This is a genomic window from Clavibacter michiganensis, assembly GCF_016907085.1.
In the GTDB taxonomy this organism is placed as follows: Bacteria; Actinomycetota; Actinomycetes; order Actinomycetales; family Microbacteriaceae; genus Clavibacter; species Clavibacter michiganensis_O.
The window spans coordinates 1,972,634-1,990,845 of record NZ_JAFBBJ010000001.1 but is presented as its reverse complement, the minus strand read 5'-3'; the positions used below and the strand labels follow the sequence as shown (position 1 = coordinate 1,990,845).

15 protein-coding genes are annotated in these 18,212 nt (G+C 69.0%); 4 read left to right on the top strand and 11 right to left on the bottom strand.

The window, feature by feature from the left end; translation table 11 throughout:
* Positions 1–32: 32 nt before the first annotated feature.
* The 9 genes from radA to kdpF form a co-directional block, all read right to left on the bottom strand.
* Entirely contained in the window at positions 33–1,394 is a 1,362-nt protein-coding gene (gene radA / locus JOE38_RS09170) for a DNA repair protein RadA (RefSeq protein WP_041464337.1), read from the bottom strand.
* 532 nt (positions 1,395–1,926) lie between these two features.
* Positions 1,927–2,112, bottom strand: a complete 186-nt coding sequence (locus tag JOE38_RS09165) for a hypothetical protein (RefSeq protein WP_204575904.1) — start codon at positions 2,110–2,112, stop codon at positions 1,927–1,929.
* Positions 2,113–2,731: 619 nt separating this feature from the next.
* Positions 2,732–3,508 (bottom strand): SGNH/GDSL hydrolase family protein, encoded by a 777-nt coding sequence (locus tag JOE38_RS09160; protein WP_307838852.1) that lies wholly within the window; start codon positions 3,506–3,508, stop codon positions 2,732–2,734.
* Positions 3,509–3,562: 54 nt separating this feature from the next.
* A complete protein-coding gene (locus JOE38_RS09155; protein WP_204575900.1) occupies positions 3,563–4,267 on the bottom strand; it encodes a response regulator in 705 nt (234 codons plus the stop codon).
* Positions 4,264–6,810 carry a DUF4118 domain-containing protein gene (locus tag JOE38_RS09150; protein WP_204575898.1) on the bottom strand — a complete coding sequence of 849 codons (2,547 nt, stop codon included), beginning with the start codon at positions 6,808–6,810 and terminating at the stop codon, positions 4,264–4,266. Before JOE38_RS09150 ends, JOE38_RS09155 begins: the two co-directional genes overlap by 4 nt.
* Positions 6,811–6,842: 32 nt before the next feature.
* Positions 6,843–7,451 (bottom strand): potassium-transporting ATPase subunit KdpC, encoded by a 609-nt coding sequence (kdpC, locus tag JOE38_RS09145; protein WP_204575896.1) that lies wholly within the window; start codon positions 7,449–7,451, stop codon positions 6,843–6,845.
* A 36-nt stretch (positions 7,452–7,487) separates the two neighbouring features.
* Positions 7,488–9,638, bottom strand: coding sequence for a potassium-transporting ATPase subunit KdpB (kdpB, locus tag JOE38_RS09140; RefSeq protein ID WP_204575894.1), 2,151 nt, complete (start codon positions 9,636–9,638; stop codon positions 7,488–7,490).
* Positions 9,635–11,311, bottom strand: coding sequence for a potassium-transporting ATPase subunit KdpA (kdpA, locus tag JOE38_RS09135; protein ID WP_204575893.1), 1,677 nt, complete (start codon positions 11,309–11,311; stop codon positions 9,635–9,637). The genes kdpB and kdpA overlap by 4 nt, the downstream gene beginning before the upstream one ends.
* A complete protein-coding gene (gene kdpF, locus JOE38_RS16015; RefSeq protein WP_041464319.1) occupies positions 11,311–11,415 on the bottom strand; it encodes a K(+)-transporting ATPase subunit F in 105 nt (34 codons plus the stop codon). Before kdpF ends, kdpA begins: the two co-directional genes overlap by 1 nt.
* 569 nt (positions 11,416–11,984) lie before the next feature.
* On the opposite strand from kdpF, the gene JOE38_RS09125 reads away from it, so the two are divergent.
* A complete protein-coding gene (locus JOE38_RS09125; RefSeq protein ID WP_204575890.1) occupies positions 11,985–12,653 on the top strand; it encodes a hypothetical protein in 669 nt (222 codons plus the stop codon).
* A gap of 243 nt (positions 12,654–12,896) precedes the next feature.
* Positions 12,897–14,630, top strand: a complete 1,734-nt coding sequence (locus tag JOE38_RS09120; protein WP_204575888.1) for a DUF2326 domain-containing protein — start codon at positions 12,897–12,899, stop codon at positions 14,628–14,630.
* A gap of 111 nt (positions 14,631–14,741) precedes the next feature.
* Here the strand turns inward: JOE38_RS09120 and JOE38_RS09115 are convergent, their stop codons facing one another.
* Together JOE38_RS09115 and JOE38_RS09110 are read right to left on the bottom strand one after the other, a co-directional pair.
* Positions 14,742–15,539 carry a sulfite exporter TauE/SafE family protein gene (locus tag JOE38_RS09115; protein ID WP_204575887.1) on the bottom strand — a complete coding sequence of 266 codons (798 nt, stop codon included), beginning with the start codon at positions 15,537–15,539 and terminating at the stop codon, positions 14,742–14,744.
* Between the two features lie 10 nt (positions 15,540–15,549).
* Positions 15,550–16,284: an NADPH-dependent F420 reductase gene (locus JOE38_RS09110; protein ID WP_204575885.1), complete on the bottom strand. Its 735-nt coding sequence runs from the start codon at positions 16,282–16,284 to the stop codon at positions 15,550–15,552.
* Positions 16,285–16,695: 411 nt separating this feature from the next.
* Here JOE38_RS09110 and JOE38_RS16010 point away from each other — a divergent pair, with 411 nt between their 5' ends.
* Together JOE38_RS16010 and JOE38_RS09100 are read left to right on the top strand one after the other, a co-directional pair.
* Positions 16,696–17,397, top strand: coding sequence for a GAF and ANTAR domain-containing protein (locus tag JOE38_RS16010; RefSeq protein ID WP_204575882.1), 702 nt, complete (start codon positions 16,696–16,698; stop codon positions 17,395–17,397).
* A 55-nt stretch (positions 17,398–17,452) separates the two neighbouring features.
* Positions 17,453–18,178, top strand: coding sequence for a GAF and ANTAR domain-containing protein (locus tag JOE38_RS09100; RefSeq protein ID WP_204575880.1), 726 nt, complete (start codon positions 17,453–17,455; stop codon positions 18,176–18,178).
* Positions 18,179–18,212 lie beyond the last annotated feature (34 nt).

Genomic DNA, 18,212 nt, shown 5'->3' with positions numbered 1-18,212 from the left:
GCTGCCGGGCGGCCCGGGTCGCGGCCCGCGGATCAGAACGCCTCGTCGAGCTCCTTCTCCCGCTCGCTCTTCGCGAGGGAGAACGCGCGGCCGAGCGCGGAGAACAGCGGGCCCCACTCGGCGTCGACGATCTGCGTGAATCCGAGCCGCCGCGCTTCCGCCGCGCGCTGCGGCGCCGACGTGACGCCGCGGATCTCGCCCGCGAGGCTGATCTCGCCGAACGCCGCGAGGTCGTGCGGCATGGCCTTGCCGTTGACGGCGGAGACGAGCGCGACGGCGATGGCGAGATCCGCCGCGGGCTCGGTGAGCCGCACGCCGCCGACCGTCGACACGTAGACGTCGCGATCCGAGAGCCGCACGTTGGCGCGCTTCTCGAGCACCGCGAGGAGCATCGCGACGCGCGACGCGTCCACGCCGTTCACCACCCGGCGCGGCTGCGGCGCCTTCGTGTCGACGACGAGCGCCTGCACCTCCACGGGCAGGGCGCGGCGGCCCTCCATCGCGACGGTGACGCACGTGCCGGAGACCGAGTGGACGCCCCGCGAGAGGAACATGCCGCTCGGATCCGGCACCTCGACGATGCCGTCGCCCGCCATCTCGAAGCAGCCGACCTCGTCGGTGGGGCCGAAGCGGTTCTTGAGCGCGCGGATGAAGCGGAGCGACGTCTGCCGGTCGCCCTCGAACTGGCACACCACGTCGACCAGGTGCTCGAGGAGCCGCGGGCCGGCGATGGATCCGTCCTTCGTGACGTGGCCGACGAGGAGCAGCGGCAGGTCGCGCTCCTTGCAGACGCGGATGAGCGTGACGGCGACCTCGCGCACCTGGCCGGGGTGGCCGGGCAGGCCGTCGGACGTGCTGCTGGAGACGGTCTGCACGGAGTCGACGATGAGGAGGTCGGGCGCCACCTGCTCGATGTGGCCGAGGATCGTGCCGAGGTCGGTCTCGGCTGCGATCATGAGCGACTCCTGCAGCCCGCCCGTGCGTTCGGCGCGCATGCGCACCTGTGCGACCGACTCCTCGGCCGTGACGTAGAGGACCTTCGCGCCCTTCGCGGCGGCGCGCGCCGCGACCTCGAGCAGCAGCGTGGACTTGCCGACGCCGGGCTCGCCGCTCATGAGGATGGCCGCGCCCGGCACGATGCCGCCGCCGAGCACCCGGTCGAGCTCTCCGACGCCGCTCGGCATGTGGCTGGCGGACGCGGTGCCGACGTGCATGATCGACCGCGCCTGGCTGGATCCGGCGGGCGTGAGCGTGGTGACGCGACCGGCCGCCGCGGGCGTCTGCGACACCTCGGCGACGGTGTTCCAGCTCTGGCACTCGGCGCACCGGCCGACCCACTTCGGGGTCGTCCACCCGCACTCCGAGCAGCGGTACGTGGAGTGGATGCGGGCCATGCGGGGGACTCTACCGGCGGGCACCGACATGGGCGGACGGGGTCGCGCCCCCTTCAGTCACCCCAGTCCGATACGCCCAACCAGCGCTCCTGATTCAAAATGGCCGCGACATCGGGACGAATACTCCCGGCCAAGCGTGCGGCTTCGGCATCAGACGGGTCGGACAAGCAAAGCGTTGACACGATGCCCATATTCGCTCTGACGGTCTCGTATGTCCCCTGCCACTCCGGATCCGCGGTCATGCCTCCCATCTGCTCGGCTACGTAGCCCGTGAAGCTACAGTCCTCTGCGGTCGCCGTCGAGGAACGGGATCTGTCGAGGGCTCCTATCGCGAACGCCAGTTGTCCCAAGGCCCCGGAGTAGTCAGTCGTGTCGCGCGTGGCGTCCGGTATGGGGGATTCGGGTGGCGCCGGAACGTTGATCGTGATGCACCCCGAGAGCAGGAGAGTCGCTGACGCGAGGCTCAGGCTGACGGCGAGCCAACGGGCACCGCTCCTGATGCTCATCGAATTCGCCAGTCCACGCGCGTGCTTCATACTCGTTCTCGCTCAAGGCGGCGACCCGTCACACGCATGTACTCGAACACGGCGACCGAGAAGACGGCTGCCGGGACCGACGCAGGGGAAGTGACGCCCGCGACGAGCAGTGCGCACGAGACGAGTCCGGTCACTAGCAAGAGGATGCCGGTGGAGCGGGCATCGGGGGTGTCGTCAGCCATGGATCCAGCCTACGGATTCGGGTCGCTCGAGCACCACGTATAGCTGGCGTGGCCCGCATGATGTCATGCGGAAACCGCCGATATTTTTGATCGGGTCGTACCCACAACGCGGGGTCGCATAAATCAGCAGGGTGCCCTACGTTGTGTCTGTACGCAACGATAATAGACAAGGATGTCCCCGCATGCCTCAATATTGTGTGAATAGGAACGCTCAGCCCAACGGTGATCACGAGGTGCACGACGTAAGCGCGGGCCTCAGCTGCGTTCCTCTTCCGGCTAACCAATTTGCTCTTGGAAGCCATTGGACATGTCGTGACGCGGTTGCAGACGCTAAGGCGCGCACGAACTATAGCCGCATCAATGGGTGCGCTAAGTGCGCTCTTGCCTGCCACACGAGCTAGTCACTCGTACACGGCTATAGACTTTTCACCGGTCCTGTCGCGTGAGCCTGTCGATCCCCGGCTGCGCTGTATTGCTGCGGCAGAGCACCCGCGCGTGGGCGGTCCGCGGCTGTTATAAATCGCAACGGACGCGATTATGGGCCGTCCCTGCACTCGCGAGGGCAAAGGTCTCTTAGAGCACCGAGCCATTCTTGACGTGGTGGGGAGGACAGGACTGGTCAGCGCCCCGCCACCTCCAGCGCGCGAACGGTCGCCGGGAGGAACGGCAGGAACGCGCTGGCCCAGACGCGGTAGCCGCGGTCGTTCGGGTGGAAGAGGTCGCCGGCGGCCTGGGTGATCGCGAGCACCGCGGTCTGGCGGCGGGTGATGCGGTGCAGCGGCGCGAGGCGGAGGCCGCGGTCGGTCGCGAGGCGGCGGACGATCTCGTTCGCGACCCGCACCTTGCGCTCGCTCGCCGGGAAGTGGAAGCACGGCAGGTCGGCGACGACGGTGGTCGGCGGGACGGCGTCGAGGATCCGGCCGAGGTCGTGCTCGAACGCGACCGGCTCGAAGGCGGCGATGTCGTTGGCGCCGATCGCGAGGGTTACCACGTCAGGCTGCAGCTTCGCGAGGCGGGGGAGCTGGTACTCGACGAGGTCGGCGACGCGGGCGCCCGAGACGCTGAGGTTCACGGTGCGGACCGAGCGGCCGCTCAGGGCGCGGATCCGGTCGGCGAGGATCCCGACGTAGCCGTTCACCGGGCGGCTCGCGCCGATGCCCTGCGCGGTCGAGTCGCCGAGCGCCACGTAGAGGAGGTCGCCCTCGGTCTTCGCGTGCTCGCGCCACCAGGCCGAGTTCACGGGCAGCGTCTCGTTGAGGACCACGGCGCGCTCGCGGCGGCCGGCCTCGAACCGGCGCGGCACGACGAGGGCGGCGGCGGCGAGGCCGCCGAGCGCGGCGGCGGCGGAGGCGAGGAGGGCGGCGGGGCGGGCTGCGCGGGTGGATCTCTGGGGCACCACGGGAGCCTACGCTCGCGGATCCGGGTGCCGGCTGGCCGTGCGCGACACGGCCTACGCGTCCTCCGGCGCCCGCCCCGCCCCCGCCGGCACGAATCGGTACCCCATCCCGGGATCGGTGAGCAGGTGCCGCGGGTGGGCGGGATCCGGCTCGAGCTTCTTGCGCAGCTGCGCCACGTAGAGGCGGAGGTAGCCGCTGTCGTTGACGTGCGTCGGGCCCCAGATCTCGGTGAGGAGCGTCTGGCGCGAGACTAGCCGGTCGGGGTTCCGCACGAGGAGCTCGAGCACCTGCCACTCGGTGGGGGTGAGGCGCACGCGCTGGTCGCCGCGCGTGACGACGCGGGCGGCGAGGTCGACCGTCACGTCGGCGAAGGAGACGGTGGCCGAGCGGTCCTCGTCGGCGGCGGCGCGGCGGCCGAGGGCGCGGATCCGGGCGAGCAGCTCGTCGATGGAGAACGGCTTGGTCACGTAGTCGTCGGCACCCGCGTCGAGCGCCTCGACCTTGTCGGCGGCGCCCGAGCGGCCGGAGACCACGAGGATCGGCGCGGTCGACCACAGCCGGAGCGCCTGGATCACCTCGACGCCGTCGAGCCGCGGCATGCCGAGGTCGATCATGTAGAGGTCGGGCTTCTCGGCGACGGCCGCGCGCACGGCGGCGGCGCCGTCCTCCGCGGTGACGATGTCGTACCCGAGGCTCGTGAGGGTGATGCGCAGCGCCCGCAGGATCTGCTGGTCGTCGTCGGCGATGAGGATCTTCACGCGGACACCTCCGAGGCGGTCGTGGGGAGGTCGGCGGGGGCGGGCGGATCCGCGACGGGCTCGGCGCCGGCCCGGCACACGGGCAGCGCGACCACCATCGTGAGGCCGCCGCCCGGGGTGTCCTCGGCGGTGAGCGTGCCGCCCATCCCCTCGGTGAAGCCCTTCGAGAGCGCGAGCCCGAGGCCGAGGCCGGACGCGTTGTCGGTGTCGCCGAGCCTCTGGAACGGCACGAACATGTCGTCGCGGCGCTCGGGCGCGACGCCCGGTCCGTGGTCCACGACGCGGATCTCGACGGAGTCGGCGAACGCGCTCGTGCTGAGCCGCACGGGCACGCCGTCGGGCGCGTGCCGCACGGCGTTGCTCAGCAGGTTGACGACCACGCGCTGGAGGAGGCCCGGATCCGCGACGGCGCCGGGGAGGTCGGGCGCGAGATCCAGCACGGCGTCGGCGGGGCCGAGGTCGAGCTCGTCGAGGGCGGCGAGCACGACGTCGTCGAGGTCGACGTCCATGAGGCGCACGCCGAGCACGCCCGCCTGCACGCGACTCACGTCGAGGAGGTCGGTGACGAGGTCGGCGAGCGTGCCGAGGCTCTCCTCGGCGGTCGCGAGCAGCTCCTCGCGGTCGCCGTCGGCCCAGGTCATGCCGGGGGAGCGGAGCGCGGTGACGGCGGCGGTCGCGGCGCTGAGCGGCCGGCGGAGGTCGTGGCTGACGGCCGAGAGGAGGGCCGTGCGCACGCGGTCGGTCTGGGCGAGCGGGCCGACCTCGCGGGCGGTGTCGGAGAGGTCGCGGTGCTCCAGCGCGGCGTCGAGCTGCGCGGCGATGACGCGGAGGAGCCGGCGGCCGGACGCCTCGAGGTCGTCGCCGTAGAGGGTGAGCACGCCGCGGGATCCCACGGGCACGTCGGTCGCGGCGGCGCCGGTGACGACACCGTCCCACGCGATCGTCTCGTCGCGATCCGTGAGCTTCACGCCCTGCAGGCCGAACGCCTCGCGGGTGCGGCTCACGAGCGCGTGCACGGCGCCCTCGCCGCGGAGCACGGATCCCGACACGGTCGCCAGCAGCTCGGCCTCGGCGACCGCGCGGCGGGCGAGGCGGGTGCGGCGCGCGGCCTGGTCGACGATCCAGCTGACGAGCAGCGCGATGACCACGTAGAGCACGAGCGCGAGCAGGTGCAGCGGCTCGTCGACGGTGATCGTGTAGAGCGGGTCGATGAAGAAGTAGTCGAGCGTGAAGCCGGAGAGCACGGCCGCGAAGAGGGCCGGCCAGATCCCGCCGACGAGCGCGACCAGCACCACGAGCAGCTGGTACGAGAGCACGTCGCTCGTGATGGAGTCGTCCGAGCGCGTGGCCGAGAGCAGCCAGGTGAGCAGCGGCCCGCCGCCGAGCGCGAGGACCCCGCCCAGGATCCGGCGCCGCATGCTCAGCGCGCCGCCCCGGATCCGCGGCAGCCGGAAGCGCCCGCCCGCGGCCGCGTGCGTGACGATGTGCACGTCGATGTCGCCGGACTCGCGGATCACCGTGGCGCCGATGCCGGGCCCGGTCGCCGCGGCGGCGAGGCGGCTGCGGCGGCTCACGCCCAGCACGAGCTGCGTGGCGTTGGAGGCGCGCGCGAACTCGACGAGCGCGCGCGGGATGTCGTCGCCGACGACCTGGTGGTAGCTGCCGCCGAGCGAGTCGACGAGCGCGCGTTGGCTGGCGAGCGCCTCGGGGCTGCCGGAGCGCAGGCCGTCCTGGCTGGAGACGTGGACGGCCATGAGCTCGCCGCCGGCGGAGCGGGCCGCGATCCGGGCGCCGCGCCGCAGCAGCGTCTCGCCCTCGGGGCCGCCGGTGAGCGCCACGACCACGCGCTCGCGGGCCTCCCACCGGGCGTCGATCCCCTTCTCGTCGCGGTAGGCGGCGAGCGCGGTGTCGACCTCGTCCGCGAGCCAGAGGAGCGCGAGCTCGCGGAGGGCGGTGAGGTTGCCGAGCCGGAAGTAGTGGGAGAGGGCCGCGTCGATCCGCTCGGCCGGGTACACGCGCCCGCCGGCGAGCCGGTCGCGCAGGGCCTCGGGCGCGAGGTCGATCACCTCGATCTGGTGCGCCTCGCGGAGCACGCGGTCGGGGATCGTCTCGCGCTGCGGGACCCCGGTGATCTTCTCGACCACGTCGTTGAGCGAGGCGATGTGCTGGATGTTGACGGTGGAGATCACGTCGATGCCGGCGTCGCGGATGAGGTCCACGTCCTGCCAGCGCTTCTCGCTCCGGCCGCCGGGGGCGTTGGTGTGGGCGAGCTCGTCGACCAGCGCGATGGTCGGCCGGCGGGCGATGACCGCGTCCACGTCGAGGTCGGTGATCTCCACCCCGCGGTGCGACACCTCGCGCCGGGGCAGGATCTCCAGCCCCTCGAGCATCGCCGCCGTGGCGGCGCGGCCGTGGGTCTCCACGACCGCGACCACCACGTCGGCGCCCTCGTCGCGCAGCCGCTTGCCCTCCTCGAGCATCGCGTAGGTCTTGCCCACGCCCGGCGCCGCTCCCAGCAGCACCCGCAGTCGACCGCGCTTCATGTCTTCTCTTCCTTGCCCGCGTGGTGCGGGCGTCAGCCGCCGAGGCCGGCGAGCGCGATGTTCAGCTCGAGCACGTTCACGGTCGGCTCCCCGAGGTATCCGAGGTCGCGGCCCTGCACGTGCTCGTCGACGAGGCGCTCGACCTGCTGCTCGGGGATGCCCCGGGCCGAGGCTATGCGCGCCACCTGCTCCCGAGCGTATTCCGGGCTGATGTGCGGATCGAGCCCCGACGCGGATGCGGTGAGCGCGTCGGCCGGGATGGTGGCGGGATCCACGCCGTCGGACTCCGCGATGGCGGCCTTGCGGTCCTCGATGGAGGTGACCAGGTCGTCGTTCTCGGGGCCGAGGTTCGAGCCGCTGGACGCCGAGGCGTCGTAGCCGTCGCCCGCGGCCGAGGGCCGGGACTGGAACCACTCCGGGAGGGCGTCGCCGTCGGAGTCCTGGAAGGACTGGCCGATCAGCGAGGATCCGACGACCTGCCCGTCGGCGGAGACGAGCGATCCGTCCGCCTGCGCGGGGAGCGCGAGCTGGCCGACGCCCGTGACGACGGCCGTGTAGCCGACGCCGAGGACGACGGTGAGGACGGCCATCGCGCGGACGGCGACGCCGGCGGTGCGGAGGGACTGGCGGGGGGAGGACATGCGCTTCCTTCTATCTGCGGTTCGGTGAGGAGGGGATCAGAAGCCGGGGATCAGGCTGACGACGAGGTCGACGAGCTTGATGCCGATGAACGGCGCGATCACGCCGCCGACCCCGTAGACGAGCAGGTTCCGGCTGAGCACCTTGGAGGCGCTGAGCGGCCGGTAGGCCACGCCCTTCAGGGCCAGCGGGATGAGCGCCACGATGATCAGCGCGTTGAAGACGATCGCCGAGAGGATCGCGGACGCCGGCGAGTGCAGCTGCATCACGTTGAGCACCGCGAGCTGCGGGAAGACGCCCGTGAACATGGCCGGGATGATCGCGAAGTACTTCGCCACGTCGTTCGCGATGGAGAACGTGGTGAGCGCGCCGCGGGTGATGAGCAGCTGCTTGCCGATCCGCACGATGTCGATGAGCTTGGTCGGGTCCGAGTCGAGGTCGACCATGTTGCCGGCCTCCTTCGCGGCCGACGTGCCCGTGTTCATCGCGACGCCGACGTCGGCCTGCGCGAGCGCGGGCGCGTCGTTGGTGCCGTCGCCGGTCATGGCGACCAGGCGGCCGCCCTCCTGCTCCTTGCGGATGAGCGCGAGCTTGTCCTCGGGCGTGGCCTCGGCGAGGTGGTCGTCCACCCCGGCCTCGGCGGCGATCGCGCGGGCGGTGAGCGGGTTGTCGCCCGTGATCATCACCGTGCGGATCCCCATCGCCCGCAGCTCCGCGAAGCGCTCCTTGAGGCCGTCCTTCACGACGTCCTTGAGGTGCACGACGCCGAGCACGCGGCCGGCGCCGGCCGGGTCCTTGGTCGCGACGACGAGCGGGGTGCCGCCGCCGTTCGAGATCGCCTCGACGGCCGCGGTCAGCTCGGCGTGCAGCGTCGAGGGCAGCGGGTGGCCGCCCTCCTCGAGCCACGCGATGACGGCGGACGACGCGCCCTTGCGGACGACCGTGCCGTCGGGCAGGTCGACGCCCGACATGCGGGTCTGCGCCGTGAACGGCACGTCGACGCCGCGGGGCAGCGTGCTCGTGTCGAGGCCCTGGGCGACCGCGAGGTCGACGACGCTGGATCCCTCCGGCGTCGGGTCCGCGAGCGACGACATGGCCGCGGCCCGGGCGAGCTCCTCGGCGCCGACGCCGTCCACCGCGACGAGCGCGCTGGCGCGGCGGTTGCCGTAGGTGATGGTGCCGGTCTTGTCGAGCAGCAGCGTGGTGACGTCGCCGGCGGCCTCGACCGCGCGGCCCGACATGGCGAGCACGTTGCGCTGCACGAGCCGGTCCATGCCGGCGATGCCGATGGCGGACAGCAGCGCGCCGATGGTGGTCGGGATGAGGCAGACGAGCAGCGCGATGAGCACGGGCACGCTCACGGTCGCCGCCGAGTAGGAGGCGATCGGGTTGAGCGTGAGCGCCACGATCACGAAGACGATCGTGAGGCTCGCCAGCAGGATGTTCAGCGCGATCTCGTTCGGCGTGCGCTGGCGCGACGCGCCCTCGACCAGGCCGATCATGCGGTCGACGAAGGTCTCGCCGGGCTTCGAGGTGATGCGCACGACGATCCGGTCGCTCAGCACCCGCGTGCCGCCGGTGACGGCGCTGCGGTCGCCGCCCGACTCGCGGACCACCGGCGCGGACTCGCCCGTGATTGCCGACTCGTCGATGGAGGCGATGCCCCACACCACGTCGCCGTCGCCCGGGATCGACTCCCCGGCGACCACGACGACGGTGTCGCCGAGGGTGAGGTCGGCGCTCGAGACCTCGCGGAGCTCGGCGCGCTCGGCGCCGGGATCCCCGGAGGCGTCGTAGGAGGCGACGACGTGGGCCATCGTGCTGGTGCGGGTCTTGCGGAGGCTGTCGGCCTGCGCCTTGCCGCGGCCCTCGGCCACCGACTCCGCGAGGTTCGCGAAGACGACGGTCAGCCAGAGCCACAGGGCGATCCCCGCCGTGAAGGTCGCGGGCACGGCGCTGCCGCCGGAGGATCCCGCGCCGCCCGTGAAGGGCTCGGCGATCGCGAGCACGGTGGTGAACGCGGCGCCGACCTCGACGATCAGCATCACCGGGTTCCGCCACATGAGGCGCGGGTCGAGCTTCCGGAACGCGCCGGGGAGCGCCTCGGCGAGCTGCCGGGCGTCGATGGCCCGGGCGCGTGAGGCGGGAGCCGGTTCGGCCGGCGCCTCGGGGGTGGTCAGGACGGTCATGATGCGAGCCCTTCCGCCAGGGGACCCAGCGCGAGAACGGGGAAGTAGGTGAGAGCGGTCACGATGACCGTCACCCCGATGAGGAGGCCGACGAACTGCGGCCGGTGGGTGGGCAGGGTCCCCGAGGTGGTGGGGATGCGGTCCTGCGCCGCGAGGGATCCGGCGAGCGCCAGCACGAGCACGATCGGGAGGAACCGCCCGAGCAGCATCGCGACGCCGAGCGCCGTGTTGAACCACGGGGTGCTGGCGGTGAGGCCCGCGAACGCGGATCCGTTGTTGTTCGACGCCGAGGTGAACGCGTAGACGACCTCGGAGAGGCCGTGCAGGCCGCCGTTGAGGATCGAGGTGCCCTCGACGTCCTCGCGGACGGCCGGGATCGCGAAGCTCAGCGCCGTGCCGAGGAGCACGAGCGTCGGCGTGATGAGGATGTAGAGGCTCGCGAGCTTGATCTCGCGCGGCCCGATCTTCTTGCCGAGGTACTCGGGCGTGCGGCCGACGAGCAGGCCCGCCACGAACACGGAGATGACGGCGAGGATGAGCATGCCGTAGAGGCCCGAGCCGACGCCGCCGGGGGCGACCTCGCCGAGCATCATGTTGATCATCGGCATCATGCCGCCGAGCGCCGTGTACGAGTCGTGCATCGAGTTGACCGCGCCCGTCGAGGTGAGCGTGGAGGCGGATCCGAACAGCGTCGAGGCGATGATGCCGAAGCGCTGCTCCTTGCCCTCCATCGCGCCGCCGGCGGCCATCGGGGCGGTGCCCTGGCCGTTCAGCTCGAAGATCGTGAGCGCCGTGAAGGAGACCAGGAAGATCGTCGCCATGACGGCCGCGATCGCGGTGCCCTGGCGGGTGTCGCCGACCATCTTCCCGAAGGTGCGGGGGAGCGAGAAGGGGATGACGAGCATCAGGATCACCTGGAACGCGCTGGTCCACGCGGTCGGGTCCTCGAACGGGTGCGCGGAGTTCGCGTTGAAGAACCCGCCGCCGTTCGTGCCGATCATCTTGATGGCCTCCTGCGAGGCCACCGGCCCGCCCGGGATCGTCTGCGTGCCGCCCGCGAGGGTGGCGACGTCCTGGAAGCCCGCGAAGTTCTGGATCACGCCGCCGGCGATGAGGACCACCGCGGTGACGAGCGAGAGCGGGAGGAGCAGGCGGAGCGATCCGCGCAGCAGGTCGACCCACATGTTGCCGATGGTGCCGCTGCGCGTGCGGGCGAAGCCGCGGACGAGCGCGATGGCGACCGCCATGCCGACCGCCGCCGAGACGAAGTTCTGCACCGCGAGGCCGGCCAGCTGGACCGTGTAGCCCATGGTCGCCTCGGGCGAGTACGACTGCCAGTTCGTGTTGGTGACGAACGAGACGGCCGTGTTGAAGGAGAGGCCCTCGGGCACGGCGGGGAGGCCGAGCGCGTACGGGAGGAAGCCCTGGAGGCGCTGCATCCCGTAGACGACGAGGACGCCGACGAGCGAGAACGCGAGCACCGCGCGCAGGTAGGCGGGCCAGGTCTGCTCGGAGCGGGGATCCACGCCGATGAGGCGGTAGAGGAAGCGCTCCACGCGGGAGTCGTGGCGCGACTCGTACATGCGCGCCATGAAGTCACCGAGCGGGCGGTGGACGAGGACGAGGACCAGGACGACGGACGCGACCTGGAGGATGCCGGCGAGCGTGTCCATCAGAACTTCTCGGGCCGGATCAGGGCGTACACGAGGTACACCACGGAGGCGATGCCGAGCACGGCGGCGGCGAGGCCGGCGGCGTCGGCGAACGAGGTGATCACAGCTTCTCCGCTCCTCGGCCGACGACGGCGACGAGGGCGAACAGGACGATGGCGCCTGCGATGTACACGAGGTCGAGCACTGGGGGATCCTCCGTTGAGGGATGCCGCGGCCGGTCGGACGCGGGTGCCCGTCGGGGGCACGGAGGACGAGTAGACACCTCGCGATCGGGCGTCCTCACGCATCCATACGGTTCCCTCACGGGGCGGCGGGGAACCTCACGACACTCCTACGCGGGGGAGGGGCATCTGCTTCCCCTAAGCGCGGTAGTCGCGACGCACAGGGCTGCTGCGACACTGACGCACGCCACACCAGGCCATGACCCTCAAACGCGGGGCAGCAATTAGCCCTCTGGCTATCATCAGGGCGGCTTATAGTAGGGATTGTGCCGATACGGGTATCGTCGCGATATTTCACTCACTCGATCTAGGATGCTCCCATCGCCGCGAGAATCGCCTTAAGTACGGCACAGTTAAAAGTTCTTCTCATGCGCTCCGGGCAGTTTTGCGCTTTCACAAATTGCGGCCAGCGGTTATATGAGGAGGCGGTTAATCCGGCTGACGTGGATACCGTGACTTTTGAGATCGCGCACATTGCCGCGGTCAGCCCTGGCGGCGCTCGGTTTGATAAAAAAATGACTGATGGGCAGCGCGCCGATATCACAAATCTGATGCTGTTGTGCGAAAGGCATCACAAAATCGTGGACTCGCAAAGGGGGCGCTACACGGAGGAAGTGCTCATTGCCATGAAGCATGAGCACGAGCGGGAAATCACGCGGGGGCAGCTGTACGCAATGAGCGAGGTTGGTTTCGAAGAGTTGGAAGCAATTTGCGCATCTGTCCGCATGCTTCCATCGGCAAGTCGTGCCCAGATCGATGAACTGGTCTTGCCGCCTGAGGTGACGGTAAAGATGAGAAGCAACGATCTCAGTGATGCGTCCGGACGGATCATAAAAGTCGGCATATCAAAAACCACACAGGTTGCCGCTTACATCAGTTTTACGGAAGGCATCTCTCCGGGCTTTGCCAATCGAGTTCGGCAGTGGTTTCTGATCTCATATGCGCAGGGTGCATTAGACGGCCTCGCCGGAGATGAATTGTTCGCCTACTTATGCTCGGTAGCGTCGGAAAATGCGGGAGTAAAGCGAGGAGCTCTCCTGGAAGCCGCCGCTATTGCAGTCGTCGTGCACTTGTTCGAGATCTGCGAACTGTTTGAGGCCCCAGATGCTTCTGCCAAATAAATACATTCTCCCGCAGGATTCGCTCTTGGGGCTATCAATGCGGCTCGTGGCAGCGCTACCGATTGTCAGTAATGTAGGAGAGGCCTGGTTCATATTTCGAGACCGTGTGGACGCGCATTCAGACTTTCAACGTTTCACTTTAGTTCTGGACGTACTCTTCATAATGGATCTATTGGCGCTCGAAGGTAACTTACTTATCACCAAAGAGCTCGGCGGTAAAGCGATCACCAAGGAAGGGCCCTGATGCTTATCGAGCTTGGCGCAAATAAGCCCTCATTCACGCCAATCCGGTTCACCTCGGGAATGAATGTTGTCTTAGCAGATCGGACAGCGAAGGCCACCCGGACCGATAGCCGCAATGCGCGTGGTAAATCTAGCATCTTGCTGGCTATAAATTACTGTCTCGGTGGCAGTTTTCCGCAGGCATTTAAGCCTTTGGCTGATGATGACTGGAGATTCGACCTCACGATCAAGATTGGTGACTCGATCGTCACGGCGTCAAGGCGCTGCGGTGTGGAGCGTAACTTAATATCAATTGCACTAAATGAGGGGCCGCGACCCGCCTGGTTTTCATTGATGGACGAAGGTGTCTTTCGTCTCGATACTTGGAAGTCGGTGCTCGGGTGGACCCTGTTCGGCTTACCGGAGCTAGCGGCTGATGAGGATCGTGTTTTAAGCGCACGGACCTTGCTGTCTTATGTGGTCAGGACAAATGCGCCCGACGATCCAACAAAAATCATAGCTCAGCAGTCAGCGCGTCTGTCAAGAATGCATACTTCGTACCTATTGGGTTTAGATTGGACAGTAAACGATCGCCTGGCGAAACTAAAAGAAGAGGAACAGGCATATAAGGCAGTTGATGCGGCTGTCGCTTCGGAGTATGTGGCTGCGGTGGTGGGAAATGAGGCAGACCTTTTGATGGAGCGACAAGAGGCTGTCATCGAGCGCGACCGGGTAGCCGAACATGCACGAAACTTCGTGCTTCTCGACGATCCAGACGACGTCATAAAGCAAGCCGACGACCTTACGGCGGACGTGAACGGGCTTCGTAACGAGATATACATGACGCGGCAGATGATGTCTCTGCATGAATCTTCCCTCGCCGAGTCGCAGCGGCCATCCGCAAATGAAACTCTTGATCAACTTCGACTAGAGCTTGCAGGAGTCATAAAAAAGAAGGCGCTTCTTCGCTTAGATCAGGTTGAGGAATTTCATGCGCGCATCTATCAAAATCGAGTTGCTTACTTAGGCGTTGAACTTGAAGAGCTGCGACAGCGCAAGGATGACCTGGAGGGGCGTCTGAAAAAAGTTTTAGCAAAAAGGACCCGTCTTCTCGAGCAGGTGCATGCTGGTGGTGTGCTAGACGAGTTACTTGCTTTGCAGCGCTCTCATATAGAGCTCGCAGCCGTGGTCCGCGACCTCGATTTACAGCTTGACGCACTTCGGAGGTGGGCGCGCGCGAGGGAGGAAGTTAATGTCAGGAAAAGCGAAGTACGCGTTACCGCCGCAGACCTCTTGGCGGAACGCCAGTCAACACTAGATCATTTCGCTACTCGATTCGACGCCGTCATACGGTCGCTTTATGGCAAAGGCGGGGCCCTTACTGTCAAAGTGGACGAGGATGGGTATAAAGTGGATTTGACTGTACCTGCGTCAAGCAGCACGGGCGTGAAGAAGATGAAGCTTTTCAGTTATGACTTGACGTTATTATGGGAAGCGAATAGGGAAGTTCACCCCGGATTCCTTATCCATGACTCTGTTGTATTTGACGGCGTTGACCCAGCGCAAACACAGACGGCTTTGGAGCAAGTGCAGGAAGCGGTGCTTTCGTCGCCGGAAGAAGAGCGCCAATATATTGTATTACTAAACAGTAACGAGGTCCCCGACGAGCTCGCGGCGACGGCCTGGTTCCAGACAAGCATTCGACGCCGCATCATCGAAAGTGAAATAGGTGGAGCATTTGGCATCCTATTTTGAGCACGAAGAGTTTTCACGTCGACTCGCCTACGTTGGCTCTGGTGGACTTGCCTCAGCCAGTTGTTCGCGGCCCTTTGTCTGCAAACGGCTGAATGCTTTGATGGTACGCAACTAGGCCCACTCCGCCACCACGTCCGACCCGACCTTCACGATGAGCACCGCGACCACCACGATGAACGCGATGCGGATGAAGCGGCTGCCGCGGGCGACGGCCATGCGGGAGCCCGCGTAGCCGCCGACCATGTTCGCGACGCCCATGCCGAGGGCGAGCGCCCAGAGCACGTGGCCCTGGGGGATGAAGAACGCGAGCGCGCCGAGGTTCGTCGCGACGTTGACGATCTTCGCCTTGGCGCTCGCGAGCACGAAGTCGTAGCCGAGCGCGGTGATGAGCGCGATGATCAGGAACGTGCCCGTGCCGGGTCCGATGAGGCCGTCGTAGAACCCGATCACCACGCCGAGCAGCGCCGCGATCCCGTGGTGCTTCCGGCCGGTGTGGCGGAGGGCGGCCACGTCACCGAGCCGCGGGCGGGCGATGGTCACGACGGCCACGATGATCAGCGCCACCACCACGAGCGGCTTGAACACCGATGCCGGCAGCAGCGCCGCGAGGCTCGCCCCGCCGTAGCTCCCCGCCAGCGCGACCGCCGCCATGGGCAGGGCGGTGCGGAGGTCCGGATGCGTGCGCCGGTACCAGGTGACCGCGCTCGTCGACGTGCCGAACAGCGACCCGAGCTTGTTGGTCGCGAGCGCCTCCACGGGCGTGATCCCCGGCACGAGCAGCAGCGCCGGCAGCTGCAGGAGTCCGCCGCCGCCCACCACCGCGTCGATCCAGCCCGCCGCGAGCGCCGCCAGGATCATGAGCAGCGCGACCGTGACGGTGATCTCGCCGAGGGAGCCGCCGATGTCCATGCGGGGTCGGCTACTCGGTGTCGCCGGCGCCGGACCCGGCGAGTGATGCGTCCGCCGACTCGAGCGCCACCAGGCGGCGGATCTCCTCGGCGTCGACGTTCACGCCGAAGAGCGAGCGGCCGGGCTCGAGCACGCGGCCGGCGCTCAGCGGGCCGATGTCGACGGGGTCGAAGCCGAACGCGTCCACGAGGGCGGCGACCGTCGCTCGTGCCGCGTCGTCGTCGCCCGCGACCGCGATGCCCTTGCGGCCGGGGGTGCCTGCCGGACGGTGCCCCTCGTCGAGGTCGTGGTACCCCATGTGGTTGAAGGCCTTGACGATCGTGGAGTCCGGGAGGAAGTCCTGCACCAGCTCGCTCGTGGAGGAGGCTGGCTTCGCGAGGTCGTCGCGGTGGCCGTCCACCTCCCACCAGTAGTTCATGGAGTCGACCACGAGCTTCCCGGCCAGCTCCGCGACGGGCACGGAGGGCAGCTTGCCGAGGGGGAGCGCGAGGATCACGACGTCGGCGCGGGCGGCCGCGTCCGCCGAGGTGGTGGCGACGGCGCCCGGCGCGAGCACGTCGACGATGAGGGCGATGCGCGAAGGGTCCCCGGATCCGGAGATGAGCACGGGGTGGCCCGCGGCGGTCGCGCGGCGAGCGAGCACCGTCCCGACCTTGCCGGCGCCGAGGATCCCGATCGCGGCGGATCCGGCCGCCTCCGACCGGTCGGCGTCGGGTCGGGAGGAGGGGGCGTCGGGCGAGGTCATGCATCCATTCTCCGCGGATCGTCGCCGGTCCCTCGACCAGCGGCCCGCGCTGACCTAGCGTGATCCCCGGCCCTGCGGCATCACGATGCACGGCCGGGGGCGGGACGCATCCGAACCTGGATCCGACGACGATCCTGGATCCGGTACCCGCCCTGGCGCCCAGCCGCGGCGAGACGCCACCGACCGGGCGACGAGGCCTGATGAAGCCAGCCCAGACCCCGCTGGTGGCGGGTCCGCCCCGGCGGACCCGCCGGCCCTGCCCGCGGCCCCGCCCGCCTCCCGGTGCCTCCGCCCCGGCGCTAGGCTGGCGTGCGGTCGGTACCCGGCCCCTGCGCTCCGCGTCCGACGTCGCGGACCGACGGGCCACGGAGGATCTCGTGATCACAGCCATCCCCCCTCGCGCGGGGACGCGTGCCTAGGCGCGGTCTCGTCGCCGACGCCGCGGAGGCGCTCGAGCACGCGACGTCCGCCGGCGCCGACCTCTGCGGTCCCCTCGTGGCCGCCATCGGCATGAGCGGCGCCGCCGTGTCCACCCTCGGCGATCCGCTCGGCAGCGAGACGGTCTGCGCGTCGGACGACCGGGCGGCGCGGCTCGACGAGATCCAGCTCGACCTCGGCGAGGGCCCGTGCTGGGAGGCGATGTCCATCCGCGGACCCGTGCTGGAGCCGGACGTGCAGGGATCCGACGCCACGACCTGGCCGCTCGCCCGGCAGGCCATGCACGCCACGGGCCTCGGCGCCGTCTTCGCCTTCCCCCTCGTGGTCGCGGGGCTCAGCCTCGGCGCGGTCGACCTCTACTCCCGCACCGCGCGCGACATCTCCGCGCAGGAGGTGACGGACGCGACGGCCCTGTCCCGCATCGTCGCCCGCCAGGTCCTCCGCCGCGCCCTCATGGCCGCGGAGGGCCCGCAGGAGGACACTGGAGCCTGGGATGGCCGGTACTCGCGCCGCGAGGTGCACCAGGCCACCGGGATGGTGGTCGCGCAGATGGGGATCCCGCCGGCCGACGCCCTCCTCGTCCTCCGCGGCCACGCCTTCGCCACCGGCCGCCCCCTGCGCGACGTCGCCGAGGACGTCCTGGGCCGCACGCTCGACTTCAGCCCCGACCGCTGAGACGCACCACCAGCACCACCACTGACCGCCCGAACGACCCAGAGGAACCACGACGATGCCGGAGACCCGGGAAGCGCAGCTCGTCCACACCTTCGTGAGCCTCGCCGACTCGCTCGTGAGCGGCTACGACGTGCTCGACCTGCTGCAGACGCTGGTCGACCAGACCGCCCTCCTGTTCGACGCGAGCGCGGCCGGCATCATCATCGGTCCGGACGCCCGGCACCTCGAGGTCGTCGCGTCCACGAGCGAGAAGAGCCGGCTGGTCGGGCTCATGCAGCTCGAGGCCGGCGAGGGGCCGTGCGTCGAGGCCGTGAGCACCGGCCGGGTCGTGTCCGTCTCCGACGTGCGCGAGATCGCCCACCGCTGGCCGGCCTTCTCGGCGCAGGCCGCGGGTGCGGGATACGTGTCGGTGCACGCGATCCCGCTGCGGCTGCGCGGGCAGGTCATCGGCTCGCTCAACCTCTTCCGCGACCACGAGGGCGCGCTCAACGAGGCCGACGCGACGGCCGCGCAGGCGCTCGCCGACGTGGCGACCATCAGCGTCCTGCAGGAGCGGACGATCCGCGACAGCGCGGTCGTGCGCGACCAGCTCCGCCAGGCGCTCGACAGCCGGGTGGTCATCGAGCAGGCCAAGGGCGTCATCGCGTACACGCACGGCGTCGACATGGAGGAGGCGTTCCGCCTGATCCGCCGCGAGGCCCGCAGCACCAGCACGGCGATGCCGGTGGTCGCGGCGGGCATCGTGGAGGGTCGCGTGACGATCCGGTCGTCCGCGCCCTAGCGGTCCGTCCGGCGCGCGGCAGCTCGCGGCCCGG

Coding starts and splice junctions, on each gene's coding strand:
- radA (WP_041464337.1), bottom strand. CDS start 1,394: ATGGCCCGCATCCACTCCACGTACCGCTGCTCGGAGTGCGGGTGGACG.
- JOE38_RS09165 (WP_204575904.1), bottom strand. CDS start 2,112: ATGGCTGACGACACCCCCGATGCCCGCTCCACCGGCATCCTCTTGCTA.
- JOE38_RS09150 (WP_204575898.1), bottom strand. CDS start 6,810: ATGAAGCGCGGTCGACTGCGGGTGCTGCTGGGAGCGGCGCCGGGCGTG.
- kdpC (WP_204575896.1), bottom strand. CDS start 7,451: ATGTCCTCCCCCCGCCAGTCCCTCCGCACCGCCGGCGTCGCCGTCCGC.
- kdpB (WP_204575894.1), bottom strand. CDS start 9,638: ATGACCGTCCTGACCACCCCCGAGGCGCCGGCCGAACCGGCTCCCGCC.
- kdpA (WP_204575893.1), bottom strand. CDS start 11,311: ATGGACACGCTCGCCGGCATCCTCCAGGTCGCGTCCGTCGTCCTGGTC.
- JOE38_RS09120 (WP_204575888.1), top strand. CDS start 12,897: ATGCTTATCGAGCTTGGCGCAAATAAGCCCTCATTCACGCCAATCCGG.
- JOE38_RS09115 (WP_204575887.1), bottom strand. CDS start 15,539: ATGGACATCGGCGGCTCCCTCGGCGAGATCACCGTCACGGTCGCGCTG.
- JOE38_RS09110 (WP_204575885.1), bottom strand. CDS start 16,284: ATGACCTCGCCCGACGCCCCCTCCTCCCGACCCGACGCCGACCGGTCG.
- JOE38_RS09100 (WP_204575880.1), top strand. CDS start 17,453: ATGCCGGAGACCCGGGAAGCGCAGCTCGTCCACACCTTCGTGAGCCTC.